The organism is Pseudomonas sp. TJI-51 (assembly GCF_000190455.2).
Classification (GTDB): Bacteria; Pseudomonadota; Gammaproteobacteria; order Pseudomonadales; family Pseudomonadaceae; genus Aquipseudomonas; species Aquipseudomonas juntendi.
On the sequence record NZ_AEWE02000014.1, the window covers coordinates 126122 to 152196 of the forward strand.

The 26075-nt window shown below is 64.2% G+C and carries 22 protein-coding genes and 2 pseudogenes; 11 read left to right on the forward strand and 13 right to left on the reverse strand.

Annotation, left to right across the window (positions count from 1 at the left end):
• Positions 1-8 precede the first annotated feature (8 nt).
• The 3 genes from G1E_RS03950 to G1E_RS03960 form a co-directional block, all read right to left on the reverse strand.
• Positions 9-797, reverse strand: coding sequence for an ABC transporter substrate-binding protein (locus G1E_RS03950; RefSeq protein WP_047149646.1), 789 nt, complete (start codon positions 795-797; stop codon positions 9-11).
• 241 nt (positions 798-1038) lie between these two features.
• Positions 1039-1236: a DUF1289 domain-containing protein gene (locus tag G1E_RS03955; RefSeq protein ID WP_029887314.1), complete on the reverse strand. Its 198-nt coding sequence runs from the start codon at positions 1234-1236 to the stop codon at positions 1039-1041.
• Between the two features lie 7 nt (positions 1237-1243).
• Positions 1244-1561 (reverse strand): hypothetical protein, encoded by a 318-nt coding sequence (locus G1E_RS03960; protein ID WP_009686556.1) that lies wholly within the window; start codon positions 1559-1561, stop codon positions 1244-1246.
• Between the two features lie 314 nt (positions 1562-1875).
• On the opposite strand from G1E_RS03960, the gene G1E_RS03965 reads away from it, so the two are divergent.
• A complete protein-coding gene (locus G1E_RS03965; RefSeq protein WP_047149647.1) occupies positions 1876-3624 on the forward strand; it encodes a BCCT family transporter in 1749 nt (582 codons plus the stop codon).
• A gap of 244 nt (positions 3625-3868) precedes the next feature.
• Here the strand turns inward: G1E_RS03965 and G1E_RS03970 are convergent.
• Positions 3869-5212, reverse strand: a pseudogene (locus G1E_RS03970) (OprD family porin).
• A 268-nt stretch (positions 5213-5480) separates the two neighbouring features.
• Here G1E_RS03970 and G1E_RS03975 point away from each other — a divergent pair.
• On the forward strand, positions 5481-6131 hold the full coding sequence (locus G1E_RS03975; protein WP_009686551.1) for a TIGR04211 family SH3 domain-containing protein: 651 nt from the start codon (positions 5481-5483) through the stop codon (positions 6129-6131).
• Positions 6132-6137: 6 nt separating this feature from the next.
• Here the strand turns inward: G1E_RS03975 and G1E_RS03980 are convergent, their stop codons facing one another.
• The gene (locus G1E_RS03980) at positions 6138-7070 is read right to left on the reverse strand and encodes a LysR family transcriptional regulator (protein ID WP_009686550.1); all 933 of its coding nucleotides are present in this window, start codon (positions 7068-7070) and stop codon (positions 6138-6140) included.
• A gap of 208 nt (positions 7071-7278) precedes the next feature.
• Between G1E_RS03980 and G1E_RS03985 the strand changes: the two genes are divergently transcribed.
• A complete protein-coding gene (locus G1E_RS03985; protein WP_009686549.1) occupies positions 7279-7665 on the forward strand; it encodes a VOC family protein in 387 nt (128 codons plus the stop codon).
• A 41-nt stretch (positions 7666-7706) separates the two neighbouring features.
• On the forward strand, positions 7707-8276 hold the full coding sequence (locus G1E_RS03990; RefSeq protein WP_009686548.1) for a hypothetical protein: 570 nt from the start codon (positions 7707-7709) through the stop codon (positions 8274-8276).
• Positions 8277-8310: 34 nt separating this feature from the next.
• Here the strand turns inward: G1E_RS03990 and G1E_RS03995 are convergent, their stop codons facing one another.
• From G1E_RS03995 to G1E_RS04005, 3 genes are all read right to left on the reverse strand, one after another.
• Positions 8311-8751 (reverse strand): VOC family protein, encoded by a 441-nt coding sequence (locus G1E_RS03995; protein ID WP_047149648.1) that lies wholly within the window; start codon positions 8749-8751, stop codon positions 8311-8313.
• 67 nt (positions 8752-8818) lie between these two features.
• Positions 8819-9745, reverse strand: a complete 927-nt coding sequence (locus G1E_RS04000) for an alpha/beta fold hydrolase (protein ID WP_009686546.1) — start codon at positions 9743-9745, stop codon at positions 8819-8821.
• Positions 9746-9897: 152 nt separating this feature from the next.
• Positions 9898-12402, reverse strand: a complete 2505-nt coding sequence (locus G1E_RS04005) for a UvrD-helicase domain-containing protein (RefSeq protein WP_033691156.1) — start codon at positions 12400-12402, stop codon at positions 9898-9900.
• Between the two features lie 184 nt (positions 12403-12586).
• On the opposite strand from G1E_RS04005, the gene G1E_RS04010 reads away from it, so the two are divergent.
• From G1E_RS04010 to G1E_RS04025, 4 genes and pseudogenes are all read left to right on the forward strand, one after another.
• Positions 12587-13285, forward strand: coding sequence for a pirin family protein (locus tag G1E_RS04010; RefSeq protein ID WP_009686543.1), 699 nt, complete (start codon positions 12587-12589; stop codon positions 13283-13285).
• 124 nt (positions 13286-13409) lie between these two features.
• Entirely contained in the window at positions 13410-14327 is a 918-nt protein-coding gene (locus G1E_RS04015; RefSeq protein WP_047149649.1) for an AEC family transporter, read from the forward strand.
• 32 nt (positions 14328-14359) lie between these two features.
• A pseudogene (locus G1E_RS04020) lies at positions 14360-14971 on the forward strand (cell wall hydrolase).
• A 231-nt stretch (positions 14972-15202) separates the two neighbouring features.
• A complete protein-coding gene (locus tag G1E_RS04025; RefSeq protein ID WP_047149650.1) occupies positions 15203-16054 on the forward strand; it encodes a CAP domain-containing protein in 852 nt (283 codons plus the stop codon).
• Positions 16055-16088: 34 nt separating this feature from the next.
• Here G1E_RS04025 and G1E_RS04030 read toward each other — a convergent pair whose 3' ends face one another.
• A complete protein-coding gene (locus tag G1E_RS04030; RefSeq protein ID WP_009686537.1) occupies positions 16089-17063 on the reverse strand; it encodes a GlxA family transcriptional regulator in 975 nt (324 codons plus the stop codon).
• Positions 17064-17168: 105 nt separating this feature from the next.
• On the opposite strand from G1E_RS04030, the gene G1E_RS04035 reads away from it, so the two are divergent.
• Positions 17169-17780: a LysE family translocator gene (locus G1E_RS04035; RefSeq protein WP_009686536.1), complete on the forward strand. Its 612-nt coding sequence runs from the start codon at positions 17169-17171 to the stop codon at positions 17778-17780.
• Positions 17781-17821: 41 nt separating this feature from the next.
• Here G1E_RS04035 and G1E_RS04040 read toward each other — a convergent pair whose 3' ends face one another.
• Both G1E_RS04040 and G1E_RS04045 read right to left on the reverse strand, forming a co-directional pair.
• On the reverse strand, positions 17822-19024 hold the full coding sequence (locus G1E_RS04040; protein ID WP_009686535.1) for an MFS transporter: 1203 nt from the start codon (positions 19022-19024) through the stop codon (positions 17822-17824).
• 104 nt (positions 19025-19128) lie between these two features.
• Positions 19129-20034: a LysR family transcriptional regulator gene (locus tag G1E_RS04045; RefSeq protein WP_009686534.1), complete on the reverse strand. Its 906-nt coding sequence runs from the start codon at positions 20032-20034 to the stop codon at positions 19129-19131.
• A 317-nt stretch (positions 20035-20351) separates the two neighbouring features.
• Here G1E_RS04045 and G1E_RS04050 point away from each other — a divergent pair, with 317 nt between their 5' ends.
• The gene (locus G1E_RS04050; protein ID WP_009686533.1) at positions 20352-22769 is read left to right on the forward strand and encodes a glucose/quinate/shikimate family membrane-bound PQQ-dependent dehydrogenase; all 2418 of its coding nucleotides are present in this window, start codon (positions 20352-20354) and stop codon (positions 22767-22769) included.
• Positions 22770-22897: 128 nt separating this feature from the next.
• Complete coding sequence (locus tag G1E_RS04055) at positions 22898-24166, forward strand: carbohydrate porin (protein WP_009686532.1); 1269 nt, start codon at positions 22898-22900, stop codon at positions 24164-24166.
• 70 nt (positions 24167-24236) lie between these two features.
• Here G1E_RS04055 and argE read toward each other — a convergent pair whose 3' ends face one another.
• Both argE and G1E_RS04065 read right to left on the reverse strand, forming a co-directional pair.
• Positions 24237-25397: an acetylornithine deacetylase gene (gene argE / locus G1E_RS04060; RefSeq protein ID WP_009686531.1), complete on the reverse strand. Its 1161-nt coding sequence runs from the start codon at positions 25395-25397 to the stop codon at positions 24237-24239.
• Complete coding sequence (locus G1E_RS04065) at positions 25390-26067, reverse strand: DUF1028 domain-containing protein (protein WP_009686530.1); 678 nt, start codon at positions 26065-26067, stop codon at positions 25390-25392. Before G1E_RS04065 ends, argE begins: the two co-directional genes overlap by 8 nt.
• Positions 26068-26075: the final 8 nt, after the last annotated feature.

The following is a 26075-nucleotide window of genomic DNA, read 5'->3' on the forward strand; positions in this document are numbered from 1 at the left end:
ACGGCCTGTCATTGCCATTGCTCCATGTTCTGCTTCAACAACTGCTGCGGCATGGCTCCGCCCACGATCCTGGCCATTTCCCGGGCCAGTGCTGCGCGCAGCTGTGGTTGGTTGCAGGGTGAATTATGCGAAATGGCCAGGTACAACCCTTCACTGGAGACCGGTGGCTGCAGTACCTGCACGGCACCGCCAATACCCAGTGTGCGCGCCAGGGCCATGCCAGGGTACTGTTCGTAAACCACGTAGGCACTGCGCTTGTGCACCAGTTTTTCGAACGCCTGGCGAGCAGTGGGTACCGCTTCGAGCGTGAGATGAGCCTGCGCGTACTCATCGAACTGCTGGCCATGGCTGTTGTTCACCAACGTACCGCCCTTGCGGCCCTTCAGGTCCGCCCATTGCCGGTAGGCAAAGGCGTCACCCTGGCGCACCCAGACCACGCTGGGGGTGGCCAGGAACGGTGGCTCGATGAAGTCCATGTGCTGTTGCCGCGCCTCGGTGCGAAAGTACCCGGCCAGAAGGTCGATCCGCCCAGTGCGCACTTCTTCCTGCGCGCGTGACCACGGCCCCGCGTAAACCACGTCGATCTCCAGCCCGAGCTGCTTGCCCAGGTGCTTGAGCAAATCGGCATTGGCACCCATCAACTGCTGCGGGTTGCGCGGATCGCGCCACAGGTAAGGTGGGTATTCCGGGTTACCGGTGGCGGTCAGCCGCCGGCATGTGTCATCGGCTACCGCCGCCAGGGGCAGCAGCATCAGGCACAACAAGGGCAAGGCGTGGCGCAGGCAACGCTTGATCATCAACGACCCTCGGCAGTTGTAACTTCGCCGCCCCGCTGGGTGACCAATGGCTTGAGCAATGCTGGTCGGCTGCATCAGGTGTGGGGCTGTATACAGTCTGGACCATCAGAGGCCGACTAGCGGACCTTTTATGGGCAAAAAAAGGAGTGCTGCCCATCGCCGGCAAGCCGGGCTCCCACAGGAGCAGTGCAGACCTCAAGCTTTGCGCCCCCTGTGGGGGCTGATGGGCTGCCAGCAGGGCCTAACTGACCTGCCGCTTGGCCGCCTTCTTGGCGATGGCCTTCATGCGCGTGGCCGCCCGCTGCACGGTCGCCATCTTCTCGGGGCGCTTCATGCCCCGCCATTTGCGGATTTCCTCGCGGGTACGACCGCAGCTCACGCACAGCTCACTGTTGAGCTGGCACAGCGAAACGCAGGGGTTGTCGATGTCTTTGGCCATATGCCGTTCAGCCGGGCAATTCAGCCCGCGCGCGCGCGCCAGCATCCTTGAACACTTTGCTCACTTCATCGGCCTTGACCTTGTTGACCGAGTAGGCGGCCACCAGCTCGTCGACAACGCGTAGGCCTTGCTCCAAGGCCGTCTGCAATTGGTCGGCGTCGCAAGCGTCAGCGATATCCCCAAGGTAAGGCGCGATGAGGTAAACGTAACGGTCTTGCAGCTTGAGCGCTTCCAGCGCATCGAGAGCATGCTGGAACCGCTCGGCTGCGGCAGGGCTCATGCTCAGTTTATCGAAATGAATCAGGCTCACACGGTCAGTGGCCATTATTACGAATCTCCGTTTCCTGGTACGGCCGGGCCCGCACGCGACAGCGCTTCTACGGTGCTTGATGTGCGGCCCCGGGTAATGCTCACCAGCGTACCAGAAGCCGAGACAGAAAGGGCCAATGCCCCCAGAACTAAAAGTATTTGCCAAGTCGCGCAAGGGCAGCCCCAGGACGCTATCGGGACAGGTGCCGGCGCCGACCGCGCAGGATAATCCCGCCAGCACTCCACCCGGCCGAGGCGCCAACGCCCTCGGTAGCTCACACAACTACAAGCCTGCACGAACAGGCAAGCCACACAGGGGCCTCAGCATTCATGGTAAAGGAACACATCAACGAAACACTTGACCTTGGCGTTACCGACCCCTCGAAAACCGCAGAAGCCCGCCAGGACCGGCGCTTCGAGGGCAAGCTGGACTGGGTGGTCTTCGGTTTCACCAGCATCCTGGCCATCGCTTTCGTGCTTTGGGGCTTCATCAACCAGGCCAGCCTGGCGCGCAGTGCCTCCACCGCTCAATCGTGGGTCATTCTCAACTTTGGCTGGTTCTTCGTACTGACCTCCACCCTGTTCGTGGTGTTCGTGCTGTGGCTGGCCGCCAGCCGTTACGGGCGGGTACCGCTTGGCCGTGATGGCGAACAGCCAGAGTTTCGCACGGTGTCCTGGGTGGCGATGATGTTCAGTGCCGGCATGGGTATCGGCCTGATGTTCTTCGGCGTGGCCGAGCCGCTGTCGCACTACGTGTCACCGCCGCCCGGCTCGGCCAGCGGGCAGACCAGCGAAGCGATGCAGGTCGCCATGGCGACCACCCTCTTCCACTGGACCTTGCACCCTTGGGCCATGTACGCCATCGTCGGCCTGGTCATCGCCTACGGGACCTTCCGCCGGGGCCGCTCACAGTTGATTTCCGCGGCCTTCCGGCCGTTGATCGGCAAGCACGCCAACGGCCCGCTTGGCCGGCTGATCGACATGATGGCAATCTTCGCCACGCTGTTCGGCTCGGCGGCCTCGCTGGGCCTGGGCGCCCTGCAGATCGCCGGCGGGTTGGAATACAACGGCTGGATCGAAAGCCCTGGCAAGCTGTTCTACATCTCCATCATCACCCTGCTGACCATCGCCTTCGTCTCGTCGGCGGTATCGGGCATCGGCAAGGGCATCCAGTGGTTGTCCAACATCAACATGGTGCTGGCCCTGGTGCTGGCGCTGTTCGTGTTCATGGTCGGGCCGACCCTGCTCATGCTGAACCTGCTGCCGACCTCGCTCGGCATCTACATCAAGATGCTGCCGGAAATGATGGCCCGTACCAACGCCAGCGGTGGCGAGCAGATGAACAGCTGGCTGGCCGGCTGGACAGTGTTCTATTGGGCCTGGTGGATTTCCTGGACGCCGTTCGTGGGCATGTTCATTGCCCGCATCAGCCGTGGCCGCACCATCCGCCAGTTCGTTACCGGCGTGCTGCTGGTGCCGAGCCTGGTCAGCCTGGTGTGGTTCACCATCTTCGGCGGCGCGGCCGTCGATGCCCTGCGCGAAGGTGCTTTCCAGCTGGCCAACGGGGCAGTCAACAGCAACCATGCGTTGTACCAGTTGCTGGACAGCTACCCACTGGCCTCGGCGACGTCAGTGCTGGTGATGGTGCTGGTGGGCATCTTCTTTGTCTCGGGCGCCGACGCGGCGTCGCTGGTGATGGGCACGCTGTCGGAGCACGGCACCACTGCACCTTCACGGCGCACGGTGATCTTCTGGGGCGCGCTGACCGGGACGGTCGCGGCCATCATGTTGGCGATCGGCGACCCACGGGACCCTGGCGAAGCGCTGACCGGGCTTCAGAACCTGACGATCGTGGTGGCCCTGCCGTTTGTGGTGGTGATGGTGCTGCTTTGCCTGGCGCTGTACCGCGACCTGCGCAAGGACCCGATGATGCTGCGCCAGCTGCGCGGCAACGAGCTGATCGAAAAAGCCGTGCTGTATGGGGCGGTGAAGCATGGCGAAGAGTTCTATATCGTGGTGCAGGAGAAAAAGGCGTCGGTCAAGACGGCGCAGGCTGCGAGCGAAACCGCAGACACCTGAACCCGCGCAGCGGTAACGGCTACTGCCCAAAAAAGGCGCCCCACAGGGTAATGCCTGTCAGTTGAGCGTTACTGGGGCTGCTTTGCAGCCCTTCGCGGGCACGCCCGCTCCCACAGGTTTGGCGCTGAACTCAAGAACTGCGCGATCCCCTGTACTGCCCCAAATTACTTAACTGACTTGCATTGCCCAAGGGGCGCAAAACATTCACCCAAACCAAAGGAGCTGGAAAGCTACCAAGGTGAATTCACAGGATCGACAGTGGGTACTCGACGATCAGCCGCACTTCGTCCAGGTCCGACTCGAACGCCGTGGCGCGGGTGGTGGCCTAGCGTACGCGCAGCGCCAAGTCCTTGGCCGCACCGCTCTGCACCACGTACTTGACCTCGATATCGCGCTCCCAGCGTTTCTGATCGGTCAGCGGGTTGCCATCGGCACCCCGGCGCATATATACGGCGTTGGCGTTGCTGTAGTCCGCGTCGCTACCTTTGCCGTAGCGGGTCATGAACGACAACCCAGGCACGCCATAGGCCGCCATGTTCAGGTCATAGCGCAGCATCCACGAACGCTCCTTGGGCGAGTTGAAGTCGCTGTACTGGATGGAGTTGTCGAGGAAGATCGAGTCGGCCTGGCGCAAGTAATCGAAGTCGTCGTCGCCATTGTTGCGCTGGTGGGTGAGCGCAAGGGTGTGGGCACCGAAACGCACGCCCAGCTTGGCACTCCAGATATCGTTGTCGAAAGCACCCAGGCGCTGGCGCCCCTCGTCCACGGCCTTGTAGTAATTGAAACCGCCAATCAGCGCCAGTTGCTCGCCAAGCGGCCAACTCAGGCTGGTGCCGGCGTAGTACTGGTTCCAGACATCCTTGAGCCGGCTGCTGAACAGGCTGACACTGGCATATTCGTTGAGGGTGTAGTCGCCGCCGCCGTAGGCGATCCAGGGCGAGTCCACCGGGCCGCCGTAGAATGTGGCGAAGTTTTCCCGCATGCCGCTGGACATGGGCTGGCTCATGGCATGCAGGCGCCCCGCCTGCAAAGTCAGGTCCTTGATGCTGGTGTTCTCCAGGGTCACGCCCCGAAAGCTCTCGGGCAACAGCCGTGAGTCGCCTGCGGCGACCACCGGGTTAACCGGAAACACATCGCCCACCTTCAATACCGTATCGAAGAGGCGCACCTTGGCCGCGCCGCCAACCTTGGTGTATTCATCGCGCGCCTGGCCGTCATGGTCTACCGGCAATACATCGAACGAACTGCGCCCGCCGTTACGGCCGCCGCCGGTATCGAGCTTGAGGCCGAGCATGGCAAACGCGTCCACGCCGATACCGACCGTGCCTTCGCTAAAGCCCGACTCGAAGCGGGCGATCACGGCGTGAGCCCAGGCCTCGGAGTAGCCATTGTCAGCCGCTTTGCGCGGGTTGTGCGTGGGCGCTGCAGCGTCGCGGTTGTCACGGTTGAAGTAGAAGTTGCGGTTGAGCACATCGAGGGTGCTACCTTCGATGAAGCCGTCCGTGTTCTTTTCGGCGGCCAGTGCCTGGCCACCGACGCTGGCCAAGGCCAGGCATGCAGCCAGTTTAAGGGGGTATCTGCAAGTCATCGGATGCTCCTTGAACGTCGCATTTGTTTTTATGTCGGCGTTGCGAGATTGCCCCTCGGCAGATAACGCCAGGATGATCCCCGCATTACAATTGCGTCATCGGCGGCGCCCCGGCACGGCTTGGGCGCTGCAACATCCTGCAGACATTTCCGACGCCAGGCAGTGAACCTGCTGACAAAAAAAAGGTCATTCGCTGACGGTCAACTCACCGACCGGTTCATCGGCCCAGTCACCGGCCTACTTTTTCTCCGTTGCAGCGAAGACCAACATGCCCGATTCCCGCCCAACCGCCTCCGCCCTCCCTGCCCTGCGCGGCAGCCTGATCGCCGCCCTGCTGGCGCTTGCCGCACCCGTGCATGCCGAACAGCCCGCCAGCGACGCACGCTGGGTCAGCGACAGCCTGAGCACCTATGTGCGTAGCGGGCCGACCGACGGCCATCGCATTGTCGGCACCCTCAAGTCCGGGCAAAAGCTGACCCTGCTTGGCAGCCAGGGCAAGTACAGCCAGGTGCGCGGCCAGAATGGCGACGTGGTGTGGATCCTCAGCGATGACCTGCAGGCGGTTCCCGGCCAGAACGAACGGCTGCCGCTGCTGGATGCGCAGGTGACAGAGCTCACCGGCCAACTGAAGACCATCGACGACAGCTGGAAAAACCGCGTGCAGGGCATGCAGGAAACCCTGGACGCCCGCAAGAAGCTGATCGACGAGCTGGAGGCACGCAACAAGGCGCTCAACGAGCAATACGACCAGAGCCAGTCGGAGCTGCGCGACACCCAGGCGCGCCTGGGCGATGAGAACAAACAGGTGATGATGCGCTACATGGTCTACGGTGGCAGCATCGCCGGCGCGGGCCTGCTGGCGGGGCTGATCCTGCCGGCGCTGACCCGCGGGCGCAAGAAGAATGACCGCTGGTTCTGAACGGCGTCAGGCACCGCGCTGCGACTGCAGATCTTGGAACTTCGCCAGCTCTTCGCGGCAGAACGCCACGAACAACTGCGCCGGCTTGGTCAGCTGTACACGCTTCAACCAAGCCGCGGCCAGCCCCGACAGCGCCACCGGCTCGGTGATGTCCAGCATGACCAGGCGCTGGCCGTCGTAGGTGTAGGGCGAATGCGGCCGGGTGACCAACAGCGAAAACCCGAACCCCTGCCCGACCATGCCGCGCACCATCTCGATCGAGGGCGAACTGAAGACGATGTTCGGCGTGAGGCCCAGTTCGTTGAACAGGCTGACGAAGTAAGTACGGCTGGGCGCCACGTCCAGCAAGATCATCGGCTCCGGGCACAGGTCGCGCAGCGAGACCTGGCCCTGGCTGGCAAAACGGTGGTTCTCCGGCAGCAATACGTACGGTTTTTGCGGCGGCATCAGCGGCTCGGCCTCGATGGTGCCATCGAGGTCGTGATCATAGAGAAACGCCAGGTCGAAGCTCCCTGCGGTCAGGCCCTGGATCAGGTCCTGCTGCTCGCCGTCGCGCAGGCGGATATCGACGCCAGGGTAGCGCTGGCGGAAACCGGCAATCAGCCGTGGCAGGTACAACGGCGCCACGGTTTCGAAGCAACCGATATCGATTTGCCCGGCAACGGTGTCATTGTCGGCCAGGGCGTTTTGTTCGAACTCATGGGCCATTTGCAGCAGCGACTTGGCCTTGGCGTAAAAGCGCTTGCCGCTGGGCGTCAACGACACACCCTGAGCATGGTGGCGGATGAACAACTGCACCCCGAAGCTTTCCTCCAGGCCTTTGATGGCCGTGGAAATCGACGGCTGGGCGATGTAAAGCTGGCGCGAAGCCTCCGCCACGCTACCGGCTTCTACCGTGGTGACGAAGTACTTGAGTTGTCGCAGGGTATAGGCAGCCACGTTTACCTCTCTGGCGCCGGCCTGGGCGCACGGGAATCGGGATCATGGCTGACACTTTACCCCCGCAGGCGCCCGGGCGGTGGCTGGCGGATCAAGCATTTGCCTATGGCTTGAGCAGGTTTTCCCTGGGTAGGCTCAAGCGCACTGGTCAAATGGCCGTCAGCGTCTTTACTGATGCTTATCGACCCTAGGCATACGGTGTGCACTCATGAAGATCGTCGTCACCAGCATCCTCGTCGACAATCAAGCCAAAGCCCTTGCTTTCTACCATTACGTACTCGGTTTCGAGCCCAAGCAGGACTTCCCCATGGGCGACCACCGCTGGCTGACCCTCACCTCGCCCAACGACCCCAACGGCGTTGAGTTGCTGCTGGAGGCGTACGACAGCGATGAGGCCCAGGCCAACCATGCGAGACTCAAGAAAGCCGGTACCCCTGCCACCTCCTTCGCCGTGCGTGACATTCAGGCAGAGTATGCCCGGCTCTGCGCCGCCGGCGTCCAGTTCACCCAGCACCCTACCAACAAGGGGGCGGTAACCGTCGCGGTGTTCGATGACACCTGCGGCAACCTGATCCAGATTGCACAGAAGCACTAACCCCATGCCGCTATGGCACTGCGCAACAATAAGGAAAACAGATGCGCCACGAATTCAGCGAAGTGCTCAATGACGGGGTCGACTACTTTCTGCTTGGCGATATCCAGTTGCTCGAACGGTTCAAGCAGGACCAGCAACTGCCCGATGACCTGGCCTACGCCTTCACCCATGACGACAGCGGCGACCAAGCCGTGCGTGAAGGTGTGGTGCTGCCACTGGCCGGGGTCGATAACCTGCCGTACCGCATTCTGTTCACCCTGGACAACCACACACCAGCGCTGCGCGAAGCTGGCAGCCGCCTGAAGCACCAGCGCAACGGCTATGTGCTGCGCGTCGAGCACGGGGCGCTGATGCTGTATACCTGGCGGATCCTTCAGCACTTCACGCCCAAGACGCTGGGTGACTTCTTGGCGCGCTACCAGGTACCGGGGCGGCCGATCATCGAGCTGGACAATGGCTGGTATGACGTGGAGGTGCTGGCCGGCGCAGTGGTGCGCGACGCCTTGTACGAGCCAGCGTTCGAGTTCGTGTTGAAAAAGCGCTGGAACCGGGGCCGGCCGGCCACCGTGGACACTGGCTACGCGTTCGGGCTGCGCGGCTATCACGACTGATGGTTGCCCGCTCCGGTGTGCGGCGCCGCCAGGGTTAAACCCGGAGGGGGTGCACCGCTGACACTGACGCTATCGGCCCCTTAAGCTCGACCTGGTTGCCATCCGGGTCGTAGCAGTACAGCGACGGCCCTTCGCCTTCGGCACCGTAGCGTTTCTCGGCAGGTTCCACCTGCACCCCCGCCGCTTGCAGGTAGGCCAGCAAGGCGGGCTCATCGAATGGCTCGATACGCAGGCAGAAATGATGCAGGTTGCGCCCCTCGGCGCCCGGCGCCGCACCACCGGTTCGCCCCAGCGGCCCGTCCAGCGTAACCAGGTCGATCATCGCCGTGCCCGTGGCCAGGTGCACCATGCCCAGGTCCTCACGCACGCGGCTGACCGAACAGCCAAGCAGGTCGGTATAGAACGCCACGCTGCGCGGCAGGTCCCTGACCCGCAGTACCAGGTGGTCGATGTGCTGGATGGCGAAGGGTCGCATGGCGGGCTCCTGCTGGCCTGGGGGTGTACCACCATAGCGCAGGACACCAGGCCATCACCAGCACTCGCTACTCATTCACCAGGCGTTGCAGCATGCCCCCTTCATGCCGCGCGATGATGCGCAGCAGTTGGTCGGCCAGCGCCCGGTCCGGCGCATCCAGGTGGAAATGATGACCGCCCGGGTGCCAGGACACCTTCGCATGGTCGGGCAAAGCTGCCTGGCGCTGGCTGAACGCATCGCCGGAAAATGCCCCCTGGCGGCCGAACATCAGGTACAACGGGCAGCGGATCTGGCTGAGCAGGTCGCACGCTTCGCGCTCGGTCAGCGGCATGGGTTCGGGCAGCACCAGCCGCGGGTCGTGGCGCCAGCAATAGCCCTCGCCCAGTTGCAACAGGTCGCGCATGGCCAACAAGCGGGCGGCGCCTTCGGACAGCTCGGTGTCCAGCCGCTCGCGGCGTTGCGCCAAGGCGGTGTCGAGGTCATCGAAGCGGGCGGCGCCCGGCTCGCCGAAGCCCGCTAGCTGGCTGCGCTGCACCATGCGCTTGAGCCGATAGGCCCGCGCCAGGTGCTGCACGCGGTCATCCTCGGCGACGGTGAACGGTGCCCCCATACCGTCGAGGAACGTCATGCTGGCGATGCCGCTGGTCATGGCCGCAAGCAGCGACGCCACCCCCGTGCCCATGCCGTGGGCCAGTACATGGAATTGGCTCAGGCCGAGGCTGTCGGCAACCGCCAGCATGTCCTCGGCGTGCTCCCACAGGTAATAGCCACTGTCGTGCCGGCGATGGTCGGAACGCCCATGGCCGACCAGGTCGGGGGCCACGACGAAACAGTGTTCGAGCAGCGGTGCCAAGCGGTCGAACGAGGCTGCATTGTCCAGCCAGCCATGCAAGGCCAAGACCGGCATGCCGTCCTCCCGGCCCCAGCAGCGCACCGCGATTTCGATGCCATTGTTGTCCAGCAAGTAATCCTTGGGTGTCGACGATGAACGCATGGGTAGCTTCCTGACTAAGGCCTGGCAAGGCCGCGACACCCCTACCTTGGCGCGATGCCGGCAGCCGCGTTGGTGCCGGGCCGACACTTGCATAGGCCAGACCGACACCCCTCAGCTGAACGGCGCCCCTTGCTCGCCGGCCACAGCGCCCTTCACTGCCCGCGCAGGTCCTCGAAGAATGCCTGCCGGCCATCGACCCGTGCAGACGCCCTTGGCGCCACTGCCGCTTCGCCGCTGGCGGCCTCGACGTGCCAATAGCAGTGCTGCACGGCTCGGGTCACTGCCACGTAGGCCAGGCGCTGCACTTCTTCCTTCTGCGCGGTATCGAACGGCTGGGCGTCTGCGGCCTTGCCCAACCCGGCCTGGCGGTAGACCTGGTTCTTGTAGGGGGAGCTGGTCAGGTACTGGCAGTCGCCGAGCATGAACACCGCGTCGGCCTGCAGCCCCTTGGCACTGTGGTAGGTCAGCTGGCGCAGCCGGCGTTGCTCGGCCGGCAGCGCGGCCTCGGCTTGCACCACGCTTTGCAGGTGCTCGCTCATCAGTACCCGGTCGCTGCCCTTGCGGTACAGCATCATCACCGTCTCGCCGCGCTGGTAGTGCTCCATCAGTGTCTGGCCCAAGGCTGCCTCATCCCGGTCGAAGACCTTGACCGGCGAGCCCGGCAATTGCGCGGCGGGGCCGCTGGCGCGGGCCTTCTTGCCGGCAATTGCCGGGGTGCCCTTGACCAGGTGCTCGGCGGCATCGATCACCTGTTGCCGGCAACGGTAGTTATCGACCAGCATCACGCGGGTGTTGGCCGGTGCAGCAAAGACCTTGGTGAATTCCATGAAGTACTTGGGTGAACTGCCGCGCCAGCCATAGATCGACTGCCAGTCGTCGCCCACGCACAGCAGTGACGAATGCTGGGCATGCCGCCCGGTGTGCATGGCCGGGCCGCGTCGGCGTATTTCGCGCAAACTCGCACGCAGCCAGCTGACGATCTGTGGCGACACGTCCTGGAACTCGTCGATCATCAGGTGCGCCAATGGCCGCAACAGCGGGTCGGGTAGCAGGCGCAGGTTTTCCGGGTTGTTTTCGCCGAACAGGGCGAACATGCGGTTGTAGCTCATCACCGGTGGCGACAGGCCCAGCAGGTGCGCTTCCAGGGCTTTCCAGTACAAGGCCAGGGCCTCGAAGAACAGGGCGTCGCTGTCACCGCTGGGGAAACTCATCGACGCCACGGCCGTGTTCACCTCAAGGCCAAGGTTCTCGATGAAATTGGCAGCCCCCACGAACGCATCCAGCAGTGGCGCCGCCGCCAGCTCGCCCTTGACCTTGTACTCGAAGCCAGGGCCCGCCACGGCATCACCGGCCAGCGACGCTGCCAGGCGCCGAGCCATGGCGTAGTTGTCGAGCCAGATCAGCGGCCGGTCGCAGAACGCCTGCAACAAAGTGCGTTTGACCGCCCACTCACCGCGTACCGCCAGCTTGGCGCCAGGGCGCTGGTATTGCGCGCTTTCCGTCGGGTCGAAGCCGAGCACCACCAACGGCCCACCCCCCGCCAGGCGCCCATGCACATGAAACCGGCTGCCACGGATCTCGACGGTATCGCGGCACGGTTCGATACCTGTGATCGGCCAGGCGCCGGCAGCGAACCAGAGGTCCTCGATCACATCACACAGCTCTTCGTCGCGCTGCGCAGCCAATTGCGTAACCTGGGCGCGTTTTTGCACCTCGGGGTTGTTCGGGTCCAGGGGTTTGAGCTGCAAGGCTTCGCTTCGCAGCAAGCCGACCAGCTCGGCAAAGCGTGGGCTTTCATGCAGCACGCGGCTGTAGCACTGGTTCAGTTGCTGGCGCTGGGCGTCATTCAAGCGCAGGTCGAACGGGTTGCTGTCGGCCTCGGCTTCGCGCCCGGCTGGCATGTCGCTGCCCAGCGTTTCGAAAGCACGCAGCTGGTCAAAACCCGGCAGGCTGCGCACCAGCGGCAGAATGCGTGAATGGAAGGTCCGCACCAGCTCGCGCGCCTGCGCCGGTTGCAGGTTGATCTGCCATAGGGCGAACACCTGCAACAGGCGCTTGATGAAGTCTTTGCGCGACTCGCGGGTAAAGGTGACCACGGTCATCGCGTCCAGCTCGTAGCCCAGGTAATGGCGCAACAGCAGGATGCGCAGTACCAGCGACGTCGATTTGCCCGCGCCCGCGCCGGCCACCACGCAGGTAGACGGCGTGTCGCTGAAAATCAGCTTCCATTGCGCAGCGCTGGGTTGCGCTTCGGCGGGCAGGCGCTGGGCCACATCGGCCTTGAAGCGTTTTTTCAGTTCAGCCGTCAGCGGCAGGCGCCAGTCGTCGAAGAGGTTGTCGTCGCAGCCAGGCACGGCAGCATCCTCGGGGCGGCTGTCGCGGATCACCAGCACCTGGCGCCCGGCCTCGTAGCCGGCTTCCCGGCCACGCTCGAAACCATCGCGCACACCCTCGGCATGGCCCCTGCGTTGCCCGCTGGCATGGCCCTGGAACCATGAGTCCCGGTGCTGCGCCTGCAGGCGGGTCAGGCAGTGCCCCAGCAGGCGCGCCGCCACACGGCGAAACCAGGGCAACTGGGCGGGCGGGGTAAGGTCGGCGGGGGCATGGGGTAGCTCTTGGGCCACGGTCACTCCTTGCTGAACAGAAACAATGGGCATGTTCGCCGCATCGACCCAAAATGGCCAGCGAATGCTTGCAGATCAGGGGATTAGGCGATGAAGCGGACAAGTGCTTGCAGGTTATAGAACCACTAATTCGATTGTTTTAAGCCGATATTTACGCTTATTTTCGATGTTTCTTTGGCGCATCATTGCCTCATCCACTGATTCAAGGAGCACGACCATGCTGCAACTTCGTTCGTTCGATAGCCTCGGCCATGCCAACCACGGCTGGCTCGACGCCCACCACCATTTTTCCTTTGCCGAGTACTACGACCCAGCGCGCATGCACTGGGGCAACCTGCGGGTCTGGAACGATGACCTGATCGCGGCCGGCAGCGGCTTCCCACCGCACCCACACCGCGACATGGAAATCATCACCTATGTGCGCGAAGGCGCGATCACCCACCAGGACAGCCTGGGCAACAAAGGCCGGACCGAGGCCGGTGATGTCCAGGTGATGAGTGCCGGTACCGGCATCGTGCACAGCGAGTACAACCTGGAAGACGTCGATACCCGTATCTTCCAGATCTGGATCGTGCCGGAACGCACCGGTGAAGCACCGCAATGGGGTAGCCGACCGTTCCCCAAAGGTGAACGTGGCGAAGGCTTCGTGACCCTGGCCAGCGGCCGCGCCGGCGATGAAGACAGCCTGCAGATCCGCACCGATGCACGCCTGGTGGCTGCCACCCTGAAAGCGGGTGAGACCGCCGAATACCGTTTCGATGCCGATCGCCGGGGGTACCTGGTACCCGCCAAGGGCCAGGTGCAAGTCAACGGCCTGCGGGTCGAGACGCGTGATGGTGTGGCCATCGAGCAGGAGCAGCTTCTGCGCGTGACCGCCATCGAAGACAGCGAGATCGTGCTGGTGGACGTGGCCTGACCTTCACACGGCAGGCTTGGTGGTCAGCCGGGCTGTCGTTTTCAGCAGCGAGTGCAGTCAATACCGTTTCACAAATCGTTGCGTAGCCGTAGTCTTTGCCGGTAACCGACCACGGAACGTTGACATGCTGCAGTTGCTGCTGACCACCCTGCTCCCGATCATTCTGCTGATTGCCCTGGGTACTTTCCTGCGCCTGCGGGGGTTTCTGGCCGAAACCTTCTGGCCTGGCGCTGAACGCCTTAGCTACTACGTACTGCTGCCAGCGCTGTTCCTGCATGGCCTGGCCACCGCCAACCTGGAGGGTGTGCCGGTGCTGGGCATGGTCGGCGCGCTGATGCTTTCCACCTTGGCGGGCGCGGTGATGCTGGTGCTCTACCAAGGCATGGCAGACCACGAGGGTGCCGATTTCACCTCGGTGTTCCAGGGCGGTATCCGCTTCAACAACTACATTGGTGCCACCCTGGCTGCCGGCCTCTACGGCAGCGCCGGCATAGCCCTGGCCGCGGTTGCCAACGCGGCCATCGTGCCCCTGGTCAACCTGCTCTGCGTGCTGGTGTTCGCCCGCTTCAGCGCCCGCCACAGTTCGCCAGCAACCGTGCTGAAGGCAATCTTCGCCAACCCGCTGATTGTCGGCTGCGCGGGTGGCCTGCTGCTGCGCGTGACCGGGCTGGGCCTGCCGCCGGGTATCGAGCCCACGGTCAAGGCCCTGGGCCAGGCTGCCCTGCCGCTGGGGCTGCTGTGCGGGGGGGCAGCGCTGGGCGGCGCCCGCCTCGGCCAGCAGGCGCGGCCATTACTGGCGGCTTCGGCGTTCAAGTTCCTGGTCATGCCCGTGACCACCTGGGGCCTGTGCCGGCTGCTGGGCCTGGGCGGCCAGGCCGCAGTGGTGGCGGTGCTGTTCCAGGCACTGCCGACAGCCTCGTCCTCCTACGTAATGGCGCGGCAAATGGGCGGCAATGCACCGTTGATGGCCACCATCATCGCCCTGCAAACCGTGGCCGCCGCCGCCACCCTGCCTTTGGTATTAATGCTTACGCTTGGCTAGACTGGCATCAGCCCACAGTTCGGAGTTCGACCATGCGCTTTTCGTGGATGCTGATCGGCCTGACCACCGCCCTGCTTGCCGCCCCCTTGCACGCTGCCGACCCCGCCAAAGCCGCCGTGGCCGAGGGCAAGGCCGAGGCCCTTGAAGAAAAAGTGGTCGAGGCAGCGCCCCCGCCCAAGCCCGCCGAAAAGTTGACCCCGAGCGGAGCGCAGGCCGTGGACCCGGCTGGCAAGGCACCGCTGGATGACAGCCTCACCTGCCTGGCGCGCACTCTTTACTGGGAAGCCAAGGGCGCCGATGCCTCAGACATGGCCGCCGTGGCCAGCGTGGTGCTGAACCGCCTGGGCCAGGATGGCTTTCCGGATACCATCTGTGGTGTGGTCAAGCAGGGCGTTGAAAACAAAGCCTGCCAGTTTTCCTGGTGGTGCGACGGGCGCCCCGACCAGGTCGAGGAGCCGCAGCGCTACGACGTTGCCAAGGAAATTGCGCGCAAAGCCCTCAACCAGCAGTTGTAGGATTCCACTGGCGGCGCGCTCTACTTCCATGACCGCAGTGTGCATCCAGCCTGGGCCAAGACTTATCGCCGAACGGCCAAGACCACGCACTTTTTGTTCTACAAACCCAACCAGGCGTTGGCCCGCTGACAAGGCACGTGTTAGCGCACACTGCCCTGTCACCCGACTTGTCGCCGGCTTTTAGGTTTGTTTGCCCAAGCTTCGCACTTTTGCGGCGGGCAATGGTCTACCTCCCTTCGTGTACCGCCGGCACTAATTGCCGGCGTTTTATTTGCCTTGCACCCGCCTGGGCCAAAAGCCCCGAGCTTGTGTAGGATGAGCAGCGCCTACCACGCCGCTGCCAGTCATAGGGAGATACACATGCGCGTGCTGTCATCCGTTGCCGCCTTGTCGCTTGGCCTGTTGATTTCGACCGGGGCATTGGCCGTTACCGGCGAAGAAGCGCAACTGATCGCGTCGATCAATGCCTACCGCAGCCAGGCCCAACCTTGCGGTGGCGAGGCATCGCTGGAACTGCCGCCGCTGAACAGCGATACCCGCCTGGCGCTGTCGCCGGAGGGCACCCGCGATCTGCAGCAGGCCATGACCCGGGCGGCCTACCCTATGGTCAATGTGCAGGCCATCAGCCTGTCGGGGCCGCGCGATGCGCCTGCGGCCATGCATGCCATCGAGGAAAGTTTCTGCCAGGTGGTGCTGGACCCGCAGTTCGTCGACATTGGCGTCAGCCAGGAAGGCCGCGATTGGCGTATCGTGCTGGCCCGGCCACTGCTCAGTGGCCGCCTCGGTGACTGGCAAGCCGAAGGGCAGAAAGTGGTGGAGGAAATCAACGCGGCCCGCAAGGTGGCGCGGCAGTGTGGCGGGCAACCCTTCGCTGCCGCCCCGCCGTTAAGCTGGAACACGGTGCTGGCGGGGGCTGCCGCCAACCACACGCGGGCCATGGCCAACCAGAATTTCTTCGACCACATCGACAAGGATGGCCGCACCCCCGGCGACCGGGCGGAGCTGGCCGGCTACCTGTATCAGCAGATCGGCGAGAACATTGCCGCTGGGCGTGACACTGCGCACAAGGTGGTCGAAGGCTGGCTGGACAGCCCCGGGCACTGTGCCACGTTGATGAACCCCGAGTTCCGCGACCTGGGGGCTGCCTACGCAGTGGACCCAAAGAGCGATGCGGGCATCTACTGGACCGCACTGTTCGGCACACCACAGTGAATTCGAGCCCCCTTGCAACCCTGTCAGGCGCGCTTCAGCCCTGGTGTGTAGCTGCTCGCAGCTCGAGCGCGGTACAGCCAAACCGCGCCCGCAGGCATTTGCCCAGGTAACTCGCATCGCCCAGGCCGACTTCATCGGCAATCTGCGCCAGGCTGTGCGTGGAGTTGAGCAAGCGCCAGCGTGCTTGCTGCAGGCGCATTTCGCGCCACCAGGCCTTGGCACTCAGGCCATGACTGGCGTGAAACTGCCGGTCCAGCTGGCGCCGGCTGATGCCCAACGCTGCCGCCAGTTGCTCCACCGCCAGCGGCGCCCCCAGGTGATGGCGCATCAGTGCCTGCGCCTTCTGCACCTGGCGCCCCGGCCCGCTGCCCCGCTCCAGGGAGCGCAAGGCATGGCGGCTGTCGCGGGTTTCATCCACCAGCATGTCGGCCAAGCCCTTGAGTGCCCGCGTGCGACCGCAGGCACGTGACAGCAGCGCGACAGCCAGGTCGATGGCCGCCGTGCCACCGGCGCAGGTAATACGGTTGCCATCGATGCAGTACAGTTGCTCAGGCAGTAGCTGCACATGCGGGAACGCCGCCCGGAATTCGGCTTCGTGGCGCCAGTGCACCACCACCTTATGCCCGCGCAACAAGCCGCACGCCGCCAGCAGGAAAACACCATTGTCGACCCCGACCAATTTGACGCCCGCCTTGCTGGCGCGCTTGAGCAAAGCCTGGTAGCGCGGTGCAAGTGCGGCGGTGGCCATGGCATTGCGCCCGCCGAACAGCACCAGGTAGTCGAAACTGGCCAGCTCGAGGTCGCCGGCCACGGCCTCGACCTGCAGCACTGCACCGCTGCTGGAAGGCACCGGTTCACCACCCAGCCCCGCCACCGTCCAGCTGCAATAACGCTGCTGGCTGTAGTCCTCGTCATCGGCGCTGAAGCGCAACTTGTCGAGGAACGCGCCAAACGGCAGCAAGGCAAAATCCGGTAGCGGCAAGATCAGCAAGCGAATATCGGGATACACAGTATTCACGTCCAGAAAGTACCATCGAATGTCCGGATATTACCCTGCCAGCGCCACCATTGCGCCCTAGACTGACGCCCTGTTCATCACATGGCGTTACCCGGCATGAACCTCGACACATGGCTCATCTACCTGCTGGCGAGCATCGGTTTGTCGCTCACCCCAGGCCCTAACAGCCTGCTGGCCTTGACCCACGGCGCCCTGTATGGGGCCCGGCGAACCCTGTTCACCATTGTCGGCGGCGTATTCGGCTTCAGCGCGCTCATCGCCCTGGCGATGTTCGGCCTTGGTGCATTGCTGCAGGCCTCTGCGTCGGTGCTTGGCGTACTGAAATGGCTAGGGGGTGCCTATCTGGTCTGGCTAGGTGTGCAGCTGTGGCGCAGCCCAGGCCTGCAGTTGGAACTCAATGCGGGCAACGCTGGGCTGAACAACGCAGGGTTGTTTCGCCAAGGGCTGCTGTCGGCCATGGCCAACCCCAAGGTGCTGCTGTTCTACGGCGCGTTCCTGCCACAGTTCATCGACCCACAGCGCGGGCTGCTGTTGCAGTTCGTGGTCATGGCGGCCACCTTCGCCAGCGTCGAGTTTCTGGTCGAATACCTGCTGGCGCGGCTGGCGTACCGCGTTCGGCCCTGGCTGAGCAAAGCAGGCAAAGGCTTCAATCGCTGCTGCGGGGGCTTGTTCGCCCTGATTGGCGTGGCCTTGCCCTTGAGCCGCTAGCCCCTGGCACAGGCAGGCCACTGCCACCGGCGTTGCAGCGCCTATCGAGCCTGGCGTGCCTGGAAAACGAAGACCAGCAGCGCCAGCCCCGGCAAGGCGGCGCCCACCAATGCCACCCCTGCCCAACCAACCTGGCTGAACAGCGCACTGGCCACTGCCGAACCCACTGCCCCGCCAAGGAAGATGCTGGTCATGTACACCGCATTCAAACGCCCACGGCTGGCCGGGTCCAGTGCATACACTTCACGCTGGCCGATCACCATGTTCATCTGCACCGCGAAATCCAGCAGCACACCCGTCAGGCCCAGGCCGATCACGCTGTAGCCGGGCACCGTCAAACCCAGCAGCAAGGCGGCCGGCGCCAGTAACAGCGCCAGTAACGACCCCGCCCGGGCATGCCCGGCATCGGCCAGGCGGCCGGCAATGGGTGCCGCAACCGCACCCACTGCGCCGACCAACGCGAACAAGGCAATCTGGCTTTGCGACAGGCCATGCCCTGCAGCCAGGGCCAGCGGCACCGCCGTCCAGTAAAGGCTGAATGCGGCGAACATCAAGGCCTGGTAGAGCGAGCGCTGGCGCAGCAGCGGGTAACGGCGCAGCAAGGTGAGCAGCGACAGCATCAGCCCTGCGTAACTGGCCTTGTGCTCGGGCCGACGCTGCGGCAGGGTCGACGCCAGCAGCAGGATGATCGCCAACATCACCCCGGCAGCGCCGATGAACACCGCACGCCAGCCGAAGTGGTCGGCCACCAGGCTGGACAACGGCCGGGCCAGCAGGATGCCCAGCAGCAACCCACCCATGATGTTGCCCACTACCCGACCGCGCTGGTGCTCGGGCGCCAGGTGCGCCGCCAGCGGAATCAGCATCTGCACTGCCACTGAACTGAAGCCGATCAGCAGGGCGTAACCCAGGAACAACTGCCCCTGGCCACTGCCACTGGTACCTGCCAACAGCAGGCTGATGCAGGCCAGAACGGCGGTGGCCACCATCAGACGACGGTTTTCCAGCAAGTCGGCCAACGGTACCAGCAACAACAGGCCCAAGGCATAGCCGAGCTGGGTGAGGGAAACGATCAGGCTGGCATGTTCGGTAGACAGCCCCAGGTCCGGGGCGATCAGCCCCACGATGGGTTGGGCGTAGTAGATGTTGGCGACGATAGCGCCGCAGCAGAACGCCAGGAGTACCACCAGGGCCCGGCTCAGGCCGGCAGTGGCCGGTTGCGCTGAAGCGACGGAAGGGTTCATGCGAGGTTCCTCGACAAGGTATGGGGATGACGGCCACCTTACCTGCGGGCAGCGGCGCCGAGAATTGGGCAGCTACGCAACGCGCCTTTGCGTATAGCGCAACGCTAGCGGCCAGTTTTCAGAACATTTTCGCAAAAACCGATGAAAGCGCTGACCCGTCGCGAACCCCGGTGGTTGGGCAGGTACAGGGCGTTGATACAGTCGTTGGCGGTGCCAGGGTTGGCTTGCCATTCAGGGAAGAGGCGCTGCAGCCGACCGCCTTCAACGTCTTCGCGTACCAGCCAGTCGGCCAGCAATGCAATACCGCTGCCCGCCAGCGCCGTTTCGCGCAACATGTCGGCGTTGGCACTGCGCAGCGGCCCGCTTACGTCCAGCTCCAGGCTTTCCTGGCCACAGGTCAGCCGCCAGGGCCGTGCTTTTTGCCCGTAGCGAAAACGCAGGCAGGGGTGTTCAAGCAACTGCCGGGGATGCAAGAGCGGCCCGCGCTCGGCCAGGTAGCCCGGGCTGGCGACCAGCCAGCGTTGGAAGCGGCCCAGTGGGCGGCACACCATTTCATCGCTGGGCGCTGGGTCACCCAGGCGGATCGACAGGTCATAACGCCCGTCGAGCAGGTCGTCGATGCGGTCGCTAAGGTCGATGTCCAGCTCCAGCGCCGGGTGGCGCGCCAGAAACGGCCCCAGGTGCGGGGCGATGACCCGCCTGCCGAACTCCACCGGCAAGCACAGGCGCAGCACACCGACCGGTTCCTCACCGCGGTCCGAGATGCTGGCATCGGCCTCGTCCAGCGCCTCGAAGATGCCTCGGGCGCGCTGGTAGTAGCGCGCGCCTGCCTCGGTCAGACTGACCTGGCGCGTCGAACGATTGAGCAAGGTGGCGCCCAGCGCCGACTCAAGGGCATCGACCAGGCGCGTCACCGATGAGGCCGCCACCCCCAGCCGGCGTGCAGCCGCTGAAAAACCCTGGGCATCGACGGTGGCCACGAACATTTTCATCGCCAAAAGTTTGTCCATGTCAGGCCGTCCTCGAAAAATCGCAAAGGTCTAATAAACCGCCAGCCCGGTCAAGAAGCATGGCGCCAAGCAAACAGGGCCATGGCGGGCGCACGCCCAACCGGCGTTAAGCCTACAAATGAACGTAGCCGCGATAAAAAACCTTGCCCGCCATACCCGGGGTTTTCATGCATTTTTCCAGACACGATCTAGGATTTTAGACACACCGCGTTAAGTTCAGCCCTGCGACAATCAGCCTCACAGAATTATGTACCAACTTGTTAATTAGCAAGCTAAGAGATTAAACTGCGCGCATTCCACCTGCTGAGATCCCTGGCATGAACGAAACACCGCGCGCCTCTGGCGCCTCTAAAATCATCCTGATTGGCCTGGGCGTGATCATCGCCCTGCTTGGCCTGCTCCTGGCTGCCGGCGGCGTCAAACTCGCCGGCCTGGGCGGTTCCTGGTACTTCCTGATCGGCGGCCTGGCCATGGCCATCGCCGGTGTGCTCATTGCCCGCCGTAAAAAAGCGGGCGCCTGGCTGTACGCGCTGTTCTTGGTTGGCACTGCCCTCTGGGCGCTGGTCGACGCCGGCCTGGTGTTCTGGCCGCTGTTCTCGCGCCTGTTCATGTTCGGTGTCATCGGCATGGTGGTAGCGCTGGTGTACCCACTGCTGGCCCGCGCCAATGGCGCCAGCGCCGGGCGCGGTGCCTACGGCGTTGCCGCGGTGATGGCCGTGGTGCTGGCGGTTGCCGCCGGCAACATGTTCGTCGCCCACCCAAGCGTGGCCCCTACTGGCAAAGGCCCGGGCATGACCGCGGTCGAGGCCGGCAAGGAACAGAAGGACTGGGCCCACTACGGTAATACCGAAGGTGGCAGCCGCTTCGCCGCGCTGGACCAGATCAACCGTGACAACGTGAACAAGCTGAAGGTGGCCTGGACCTACCACACCGGCGACGTCGCCATCAGCGACGGCAACGGTGCCGAAGACCAGCTGACACCCCTGCAGATCGGCAACAAGGTATTCATCTGCACCCCGCACAACAACCTGATCGCGCTGGATGCCGACACCGGCAAAGAGCTGTGGAAGAACGCCATCAATGCCCAGTCCAAGGTCTGGCAGCGTTGCCGTGGCCTGGCCTATTTCGATGCCACTGCGGCCGTCGCCCAGCCGACCCAGCCCAACAGCTCGCCGGTCACCGGCGGTAGCGTGCCGGCCGGCGCCAACTGCCAGCGTCGCCTGCTGACCAACACCATCGATGGCCGCCTGATTGCCGTCGATGCCGACACCGGCGAGTTCTGCCAGGGCTTCGGCAACAACGGCCAGGTCAACCTGATGGCCGGCCTGGGCGATGTGCCAGACTCTTACTACCAGCTGTCCTCGGCACCGCTGATGGCCGGCACCACCGTGGTGGTCGGCGGCCGCGTTGCCGACAACGTCCAGACCGACATGCCAGGCGGCGTGATCCGTGGCTTCGACGTGATCACCGGGGAAATGCGCTGGGCCTTCGACCCGGGCAATCCGGAAGACCGCCAGGCCCCGCAGGGCGACAACACCTACGTGCGCAGCACCCCGAACAGCTGGGCACCGATGTCCTACGACCCGGCGATGAACACCGTATTCCTGCCGATGGGCTCGTCGTCCACCGACATCTACGGTGTTGAACGCAGCAAGCTGGACCACACCTACGGCGCTTCGGTGCTGGCCCTGGACGCCACCACCGGCAACCAGAAGTGGGTGTACCAGACCGTGCACAACGACCTCTGGGACTTCGACCTGCCGATGCAGCCGAGCCTGATCGACTTCACCAAGGACGACGGCCAGACCGTACCTGCGGTAGTGATCGGCACCAAAGCCGGGCAGATCTATGTGCTCGACCGCGCCACCGGCAAACCGCTGACCCAGGTCGACGAAGTTCCGGTCAAGCCAAGTAACATTCCAAACGAGCCGTACTCGCCAACCCAGCCCAAGTCGGTGGGCATGCCGCAGATCGGCGCGCAGACCCTGACCGAGTCGGACATGTGGGGTGCTACCCCGTATGACCAGCTGCTGTGCCGCATCGACTTCAAGAAGATGCGCTATGACGGCTTGTACACAGCACCCGGCACCGACCTGTCGCTGAGCTTCCCGGGTTCGCTGGGCGGCATGAACTGGGGCAGCCTTTCCACCGACCCGGTGCACGGTTTCATCTTCGTCAACGACATGCGCCTGGGCCTGTGGATCCAGATGATTCCGTCGCAGAACAAAGGCAATGCAGCGTCCGGCGGCGAAGCCCTGAACACCGGCATGGGTGCAGTACCGCTCAAGGGCACCCCGTATGCGGTGAACAAGAACCGCTTCCTGTCGGTAGCCGGTATTCCATGCCAGGCGCCGCCGTTCGGCACCCTCACCGCGATCGACATGAAGACCCGTCAGGTGGCCTGGCAGGTACCGGTGGGCACCGTTGAAGACACCGGCCCGCTGGGTATCCGCATGCACCTGCCGATCAAGATCGGCCTGCCCACCCTGGGCGGCACCCTGTCGACCCAAGGCGGCCTGGTGTTCATTGCCGGCACCCAGGACTTCTACCTGCGCGCCTACAACAGCGGCAACGGTGACGAAATCTGGAAGGCGCGCCTGCCAGTGGGCAGCCAGGGCGGCCCTATGACCTACGTTTCGCCGAAAACCGGCAAGCAGTACGTGGTCGTGACAGCGGGCGGTGCGCGCCAGTCGACCGACCGTGGCGACTACGTGATCGCTTACGCCTTGCCGTAACACAGCGTCGCCCCGTTCGCGGGTGAACCCGCCGTCACAGGAGGATCACTGCCCCGGCAAATGGTGCAGCCCCTGTGGCAGCGGGTTCGCCCGCGAAGAGGCCCGAACAGACAACCCGAGACACAGCAATGCCATCCGTAATTCGCTTCACCCCCACCCTGCTGCTGGCGTTGGCCAGCAGCACTGCACTCGCCAACGACGACCTCCTCACCCGCAGCACCCTCACCGGTGACTGGGGCGGCCTGCGCCACCAGCTGGAACAGGACGGGGTGAAAATCACCGGCGACTACAGCGGTGAAACCGCCTACAACGCGCATGGCGGCCTGCACCGCTCGGCGCGTTACTCGCAGAACGTCAAGCTGGGCGTGCAGTTCGACCTGTCGAAGCTGTATGGCCTGGACAACGGCGGCAAAGTCCAGCTGACCATCAACGACCGTCGCGGCAACAGCGCGTCGGACGATCTGGTCGGCAACCGCCTGCCGATCCAGGAAAACTACGGCGGTCTGTACACCCGCCTGACCGAGCTGAGCTACGAACGCACCCTGTTCACCCCTGCGCTCAACGTCAAGCTGGGCTACATGGCCATGGGCAACGACGTCGGCGGCCTGGACAGCGGCATCCTGTGCAATTTCATGAACGCCGGCTTCTGTGGCCACCCGCTGAACATGTCGGGGGGCAGCGGCTGGACCAACTACCCCAACGCCCACCTCGGCGTGCGCGTGAAGTACGACCTGTCGCCCGCCTGGCAACTGCGTGTGGCAGCGTTCAATGTGGACCCCGAGAGCAACGGCAATTCCAGCCGTGCCTGGCACCTGGGGCCCAAGCACACCACTGGCACCGTGGTCCCGGTGGAGCTGGTGTACAAGCTGCAGGGCGAGCTGCCGGGCGAGTACAAGCTGGGGTACTACTACGACAGCTCCGACGTGAAGCGCATCGGCAGCGACGACGAAGTGTCGGGGCGCGGCGGGCACTACCTGCTGGTCGACCAGGCGCTGTGGAACGATCAGGCCTCGCCAGGCCGCAGCCTGCACGCCTTCGGCCAGTATTCGGCGTCGAGCAAGGCCGCTTCGCCGTTTACCAAGTGGTATGGCGCCGGGGTGGTGCTGTACAAGCCGTTCGAAGGCCGCCCGAGAGATACCGTGGCACTGGGTTACGGCCGCGCCGTACCCAACCCGCGGAGCCGCGATGTGCTGGAAGATGCTGCATTCAACGCCGGCCAGCCGTTCCCCGATATCGACAGCGCCGAGCAGTTGATCGAGCTGAGCTACGGCTACCAGGCAACGCCATGGCTGAACCTGCGCCCGGATGTGCAGTACATCATCGAGCCAGGGGCGTTCACTGGCAAAGACATCGACAACGCGCTGGTGGTGGGCCTGCAGGTAAAAGCAACCTTCTGAGTCGCCGGGGGCCGCACTGCGGCCCATTCGCGGGTGCACCCGCGCCCACAGAGCCCCGGCAGCTCAACCGTCAAGCCTGCCTGAGGTGATCCACCAGCCTGAGCAGCATGGCATCACAGCCCTGCAACTGTTCGACACTGACGAATTCATCCGGCTTGTGCCCCTGCTCCATGCTCCCGGGCCCGCACACCACGGTGGGGATGCCCGCCTGGTCGAACAGCCCGCCTTCAGTACCAAACGCCACGGTGCCGAACTTATCCGAACCACTGAGCAGCGCCACCAGCTGCGCAGCTTCGCTGTTCTGCGGTGTAGCCAACCCCGGATAGGCACTCAGCGGCTGCAGGCGAATGGCGCTGTCGGCGTGGACCTTGCGCATGCGCGGCAGCAACTCGGTCTCGGCATAGGCCTGTAGTTGGTCCGCCACCGCCTGTGCCTCGAACCCCGGCAAGGCACGCACCTCGAAATCGAATTCGCACTCGGCCGGCACGATGTTCAGCGCCCTGCCCCCTTTGATCACCCCGGTCTGCACCGTGGAGAACGGTGGGTCAAAACGCTCGTCGTGATGCTGCGGCAAGGCCAGCGCGTCGCCGATATCACCCAGCTTGCCGATAAGCCTGGCGGCATACTCGATGGCATTCACGCCATACGGTGCATACGCTGAATGGCAAGCAGCGCCATGCACCTGGCAGCGCATCGCCAGTTTGCCCTTGTGCCCCAACACGGGTTTGAGTTCAGTGGGCTCACCGATCAGGCACAGCCGCGGTTTGTGCCGGCGTTGTTCGAGCGCTGCGAGCATCGAGCGTACACCCAGGCAGCCGACCTCTTCGTCATATGAAAATGCCAGGTGCACCGGCATGCGCAGCGGTTGGGCGAGAAATGCGGGTACCGCTGCCAGCACTGACGCGATGAAGCCTTTCATGTCGGCTGTGCCACGGCCATACAAGCGGCCATCGTGTTCGCTGAGGGCGAACGGTTCGACCGACCAGGCCTGGCCGTCTACCGGCACCACGTCGGTGTGCCCGGACAGCACCACGCCGCCAACATCCTTGGGGCCGATGGTGGCAAACAGGTTAGCCTTGGTTCTCTCCGGGTTGTGGAACAGCTCGCATTCCACGCCCAACCCGGCCAGGTAATCGCGAATGAAGCCGATCAGCGCCAGGTTGGAATCACGGCTGACCGTGGCAAAGCCGACCAGCCTGGCCAGCAGCGTGCGGCTGGCAAACTCACTCATCGCCCGGCACCCCGTAGCTTGGCGCAGAGGTCGGGTTGAGGGCGCGGGTAACGTAGTCCTGCATTTGTGGGCGGTAGGCTTGCCACAGGCCATCGAGCGCTCCGATCGGGTCGTTGTCGGCCCAGTCGACGCGCAGGTCCACCAGTGGCCAGGTCAGCTCACCCGCAATTTTCAGCGCCGCCGAGTGTACCGGCCCTGCCTCACCGCCCGCAGCCATCGCCGCGTGCATGGCCGCCAGCAGGCGGTCGGCCAGGTGCCCACCGGCCTGTTCGAAGGCCAGCACCATCGCTTCGATCACCTGGGTGGAGGACAGCAGGTTGCCCGCCGCCGCGCATTGCTCGCCGGCCACGGCATGGTGTGTGCCAAGCGCCTCGCGCCCCGTGAACAAAGCCACCTGGCCGGTGCTGTCGATGACCGTCACCTGGCGGTACTCGCTCCAGCCATTGGCGCTCAACACCCGGTCCAGCGCTGCGGCGGGTGGCAACTGGCCCTGCTCCATGGCGTCGAGAATCTGCGGGCCCAGCGCCGGCAGGGTGATGTTCTGGGTAGCGACCGCGCCCACGCCGGCACGCACCCACGGGCAACGGGCCCCTACGGCGATGCTCGATGAACTGATGGCGATACCGACCTGGCCGGTTTCCTGGCAGCGACCAATGATGGAGAAGGTCATGGCATGGT

Coding starts and splice junctions, on each gene's coding strand:
- G1E_RS03960 (WP_009686556.1), bottom strand. CDS start 1,561: ATGGCCACTGACCGTGTGAGCCTGATTCATTTCGATAAACTGAGCATG.
- G1E_RS04050 (WP_009686533.1), top strand. CDS start 20,352: ATGAACGAAACACCGCGCGCCTCTGGCGCCTCTAAAATCATCCTGATT.
- G1E_RS04000 (WP_009686546.1), bottom strand. CDS start 9,745: ATGCGTTCATCGTCGACACCCAAGGATTACTTGCTGGACAACAATGGC.
- G1E_RS03985 (WP_009686549.1), top strand. CDS start 7,279: ATGAAGATCGTCGTCACCAGCATCCTCGTCGACAATCAAGCCAAAGCC.
- G1E_RS04040 (WP_009686535.1), bottom strand. CDS start 19,024: ATGAACCCTTCCGTCGCTTCAGCGCAACCGGCCACTGCCGGCCTGAGC.
- G1E_RS04025 (WP_047149650.1), top strand. CDS start 15,203: ATGCGCGTGCTGTCATCCGTTGCCGCCTTGTCGCTTGGCCTGTTGATT.
- G1E_RS04035 (WP_009686536.1), top strand. CDS start 17,169: ATGAACCTCGACACATGGCTCATCTACCTGCTGGCGAGCATCGGTTTG.
- G1E_RS03975 (WP_009686551.1), top strand. CDS start 5,481: ATGCCCGATTCCCGCCCAACCGCCTCCGCCCTCCCTGCCCTGCGCGGC.
- G1E_RS03995 (WP_047149648.1), bottom strand. CDS start 8,751: ATGCGACCCTTCGCCATCCAGCACATCGACCACCTGGTACTGCGGGTC.
- G1E_RS04015 (WP_047149649.1), top strand. CDS start 13,410: ATGCTGCAGTTGCTGCTGACCACCCTGCTCCCGATCATTCTGCTGATT.
- G1E_RS03965 (WP_047149647.1), top strand. CDS start 1,876: ATGGTAAAGGAACACATCAACGAAACACTTGACCTTGGCGTTACCGAC.
- G1E_RS04005 (WP_033691156.1), bottom strand. CDS start 12,402: ATGCCCATTGTTTCTGTTCAGCAAGGAGTGACCGTGGCCCAAGAGCTA.
- G1E_RS04010 (WP_009686543.1), top strand. CDS start 12,587: ATGCTGCAACTTCGTTCGTTCGATAGCCTCGGCCATGCCAACCACGGC.
- G1E_RS03955 (WP_029887314.1), bottom strand. CDS start 1,236: ATGGCCAAAGACATCGACAACCCCTGCGTTTCGCTGTGCCAGCTCAAC.
- G1E_RS04065 (WP_009686530.1), bottom strand. CDS start 26,067: ATGACCTTCTCCATCATTGGTCGCTGCCAGGAAACCGGCCAGGTCGGT.
- G1E_RS03950 (WP_047149646.1), bottom strand. CDS start 797: ATGATCAAGCGTTGCCTGCGCCACGCCTTGCCCTTGTTGTGCCTGATG.
- G1E_RS03990 (WP_009686548.1), top strand. CDS start 7,707: ATGCGCCACGAATTCAGCGAAGTGCTCAATGACGGGGTCGACTACTTT.
- G1E_RS04045 (WP_009686534.1), bottom strand. CDS start 20,034: ATGGACAAACTTTTGGCGATGAAAATGTTCGTGGCCACCGTCGATGCC.
- argE (WP_009686531.1), bottom strand. CDS start 25,397: ATGAGTGAGTTTGCCAGCCGCACGCTGCTGGCCAGGCTGGTCGGCTTT.
- G1E_RS04055 (WP_009686532.1), top strand. CDS start 22,898: ATGCCATCCGTAATTCGCTTCACCCCCACCCTGCTGCTGGCGTTGGCC.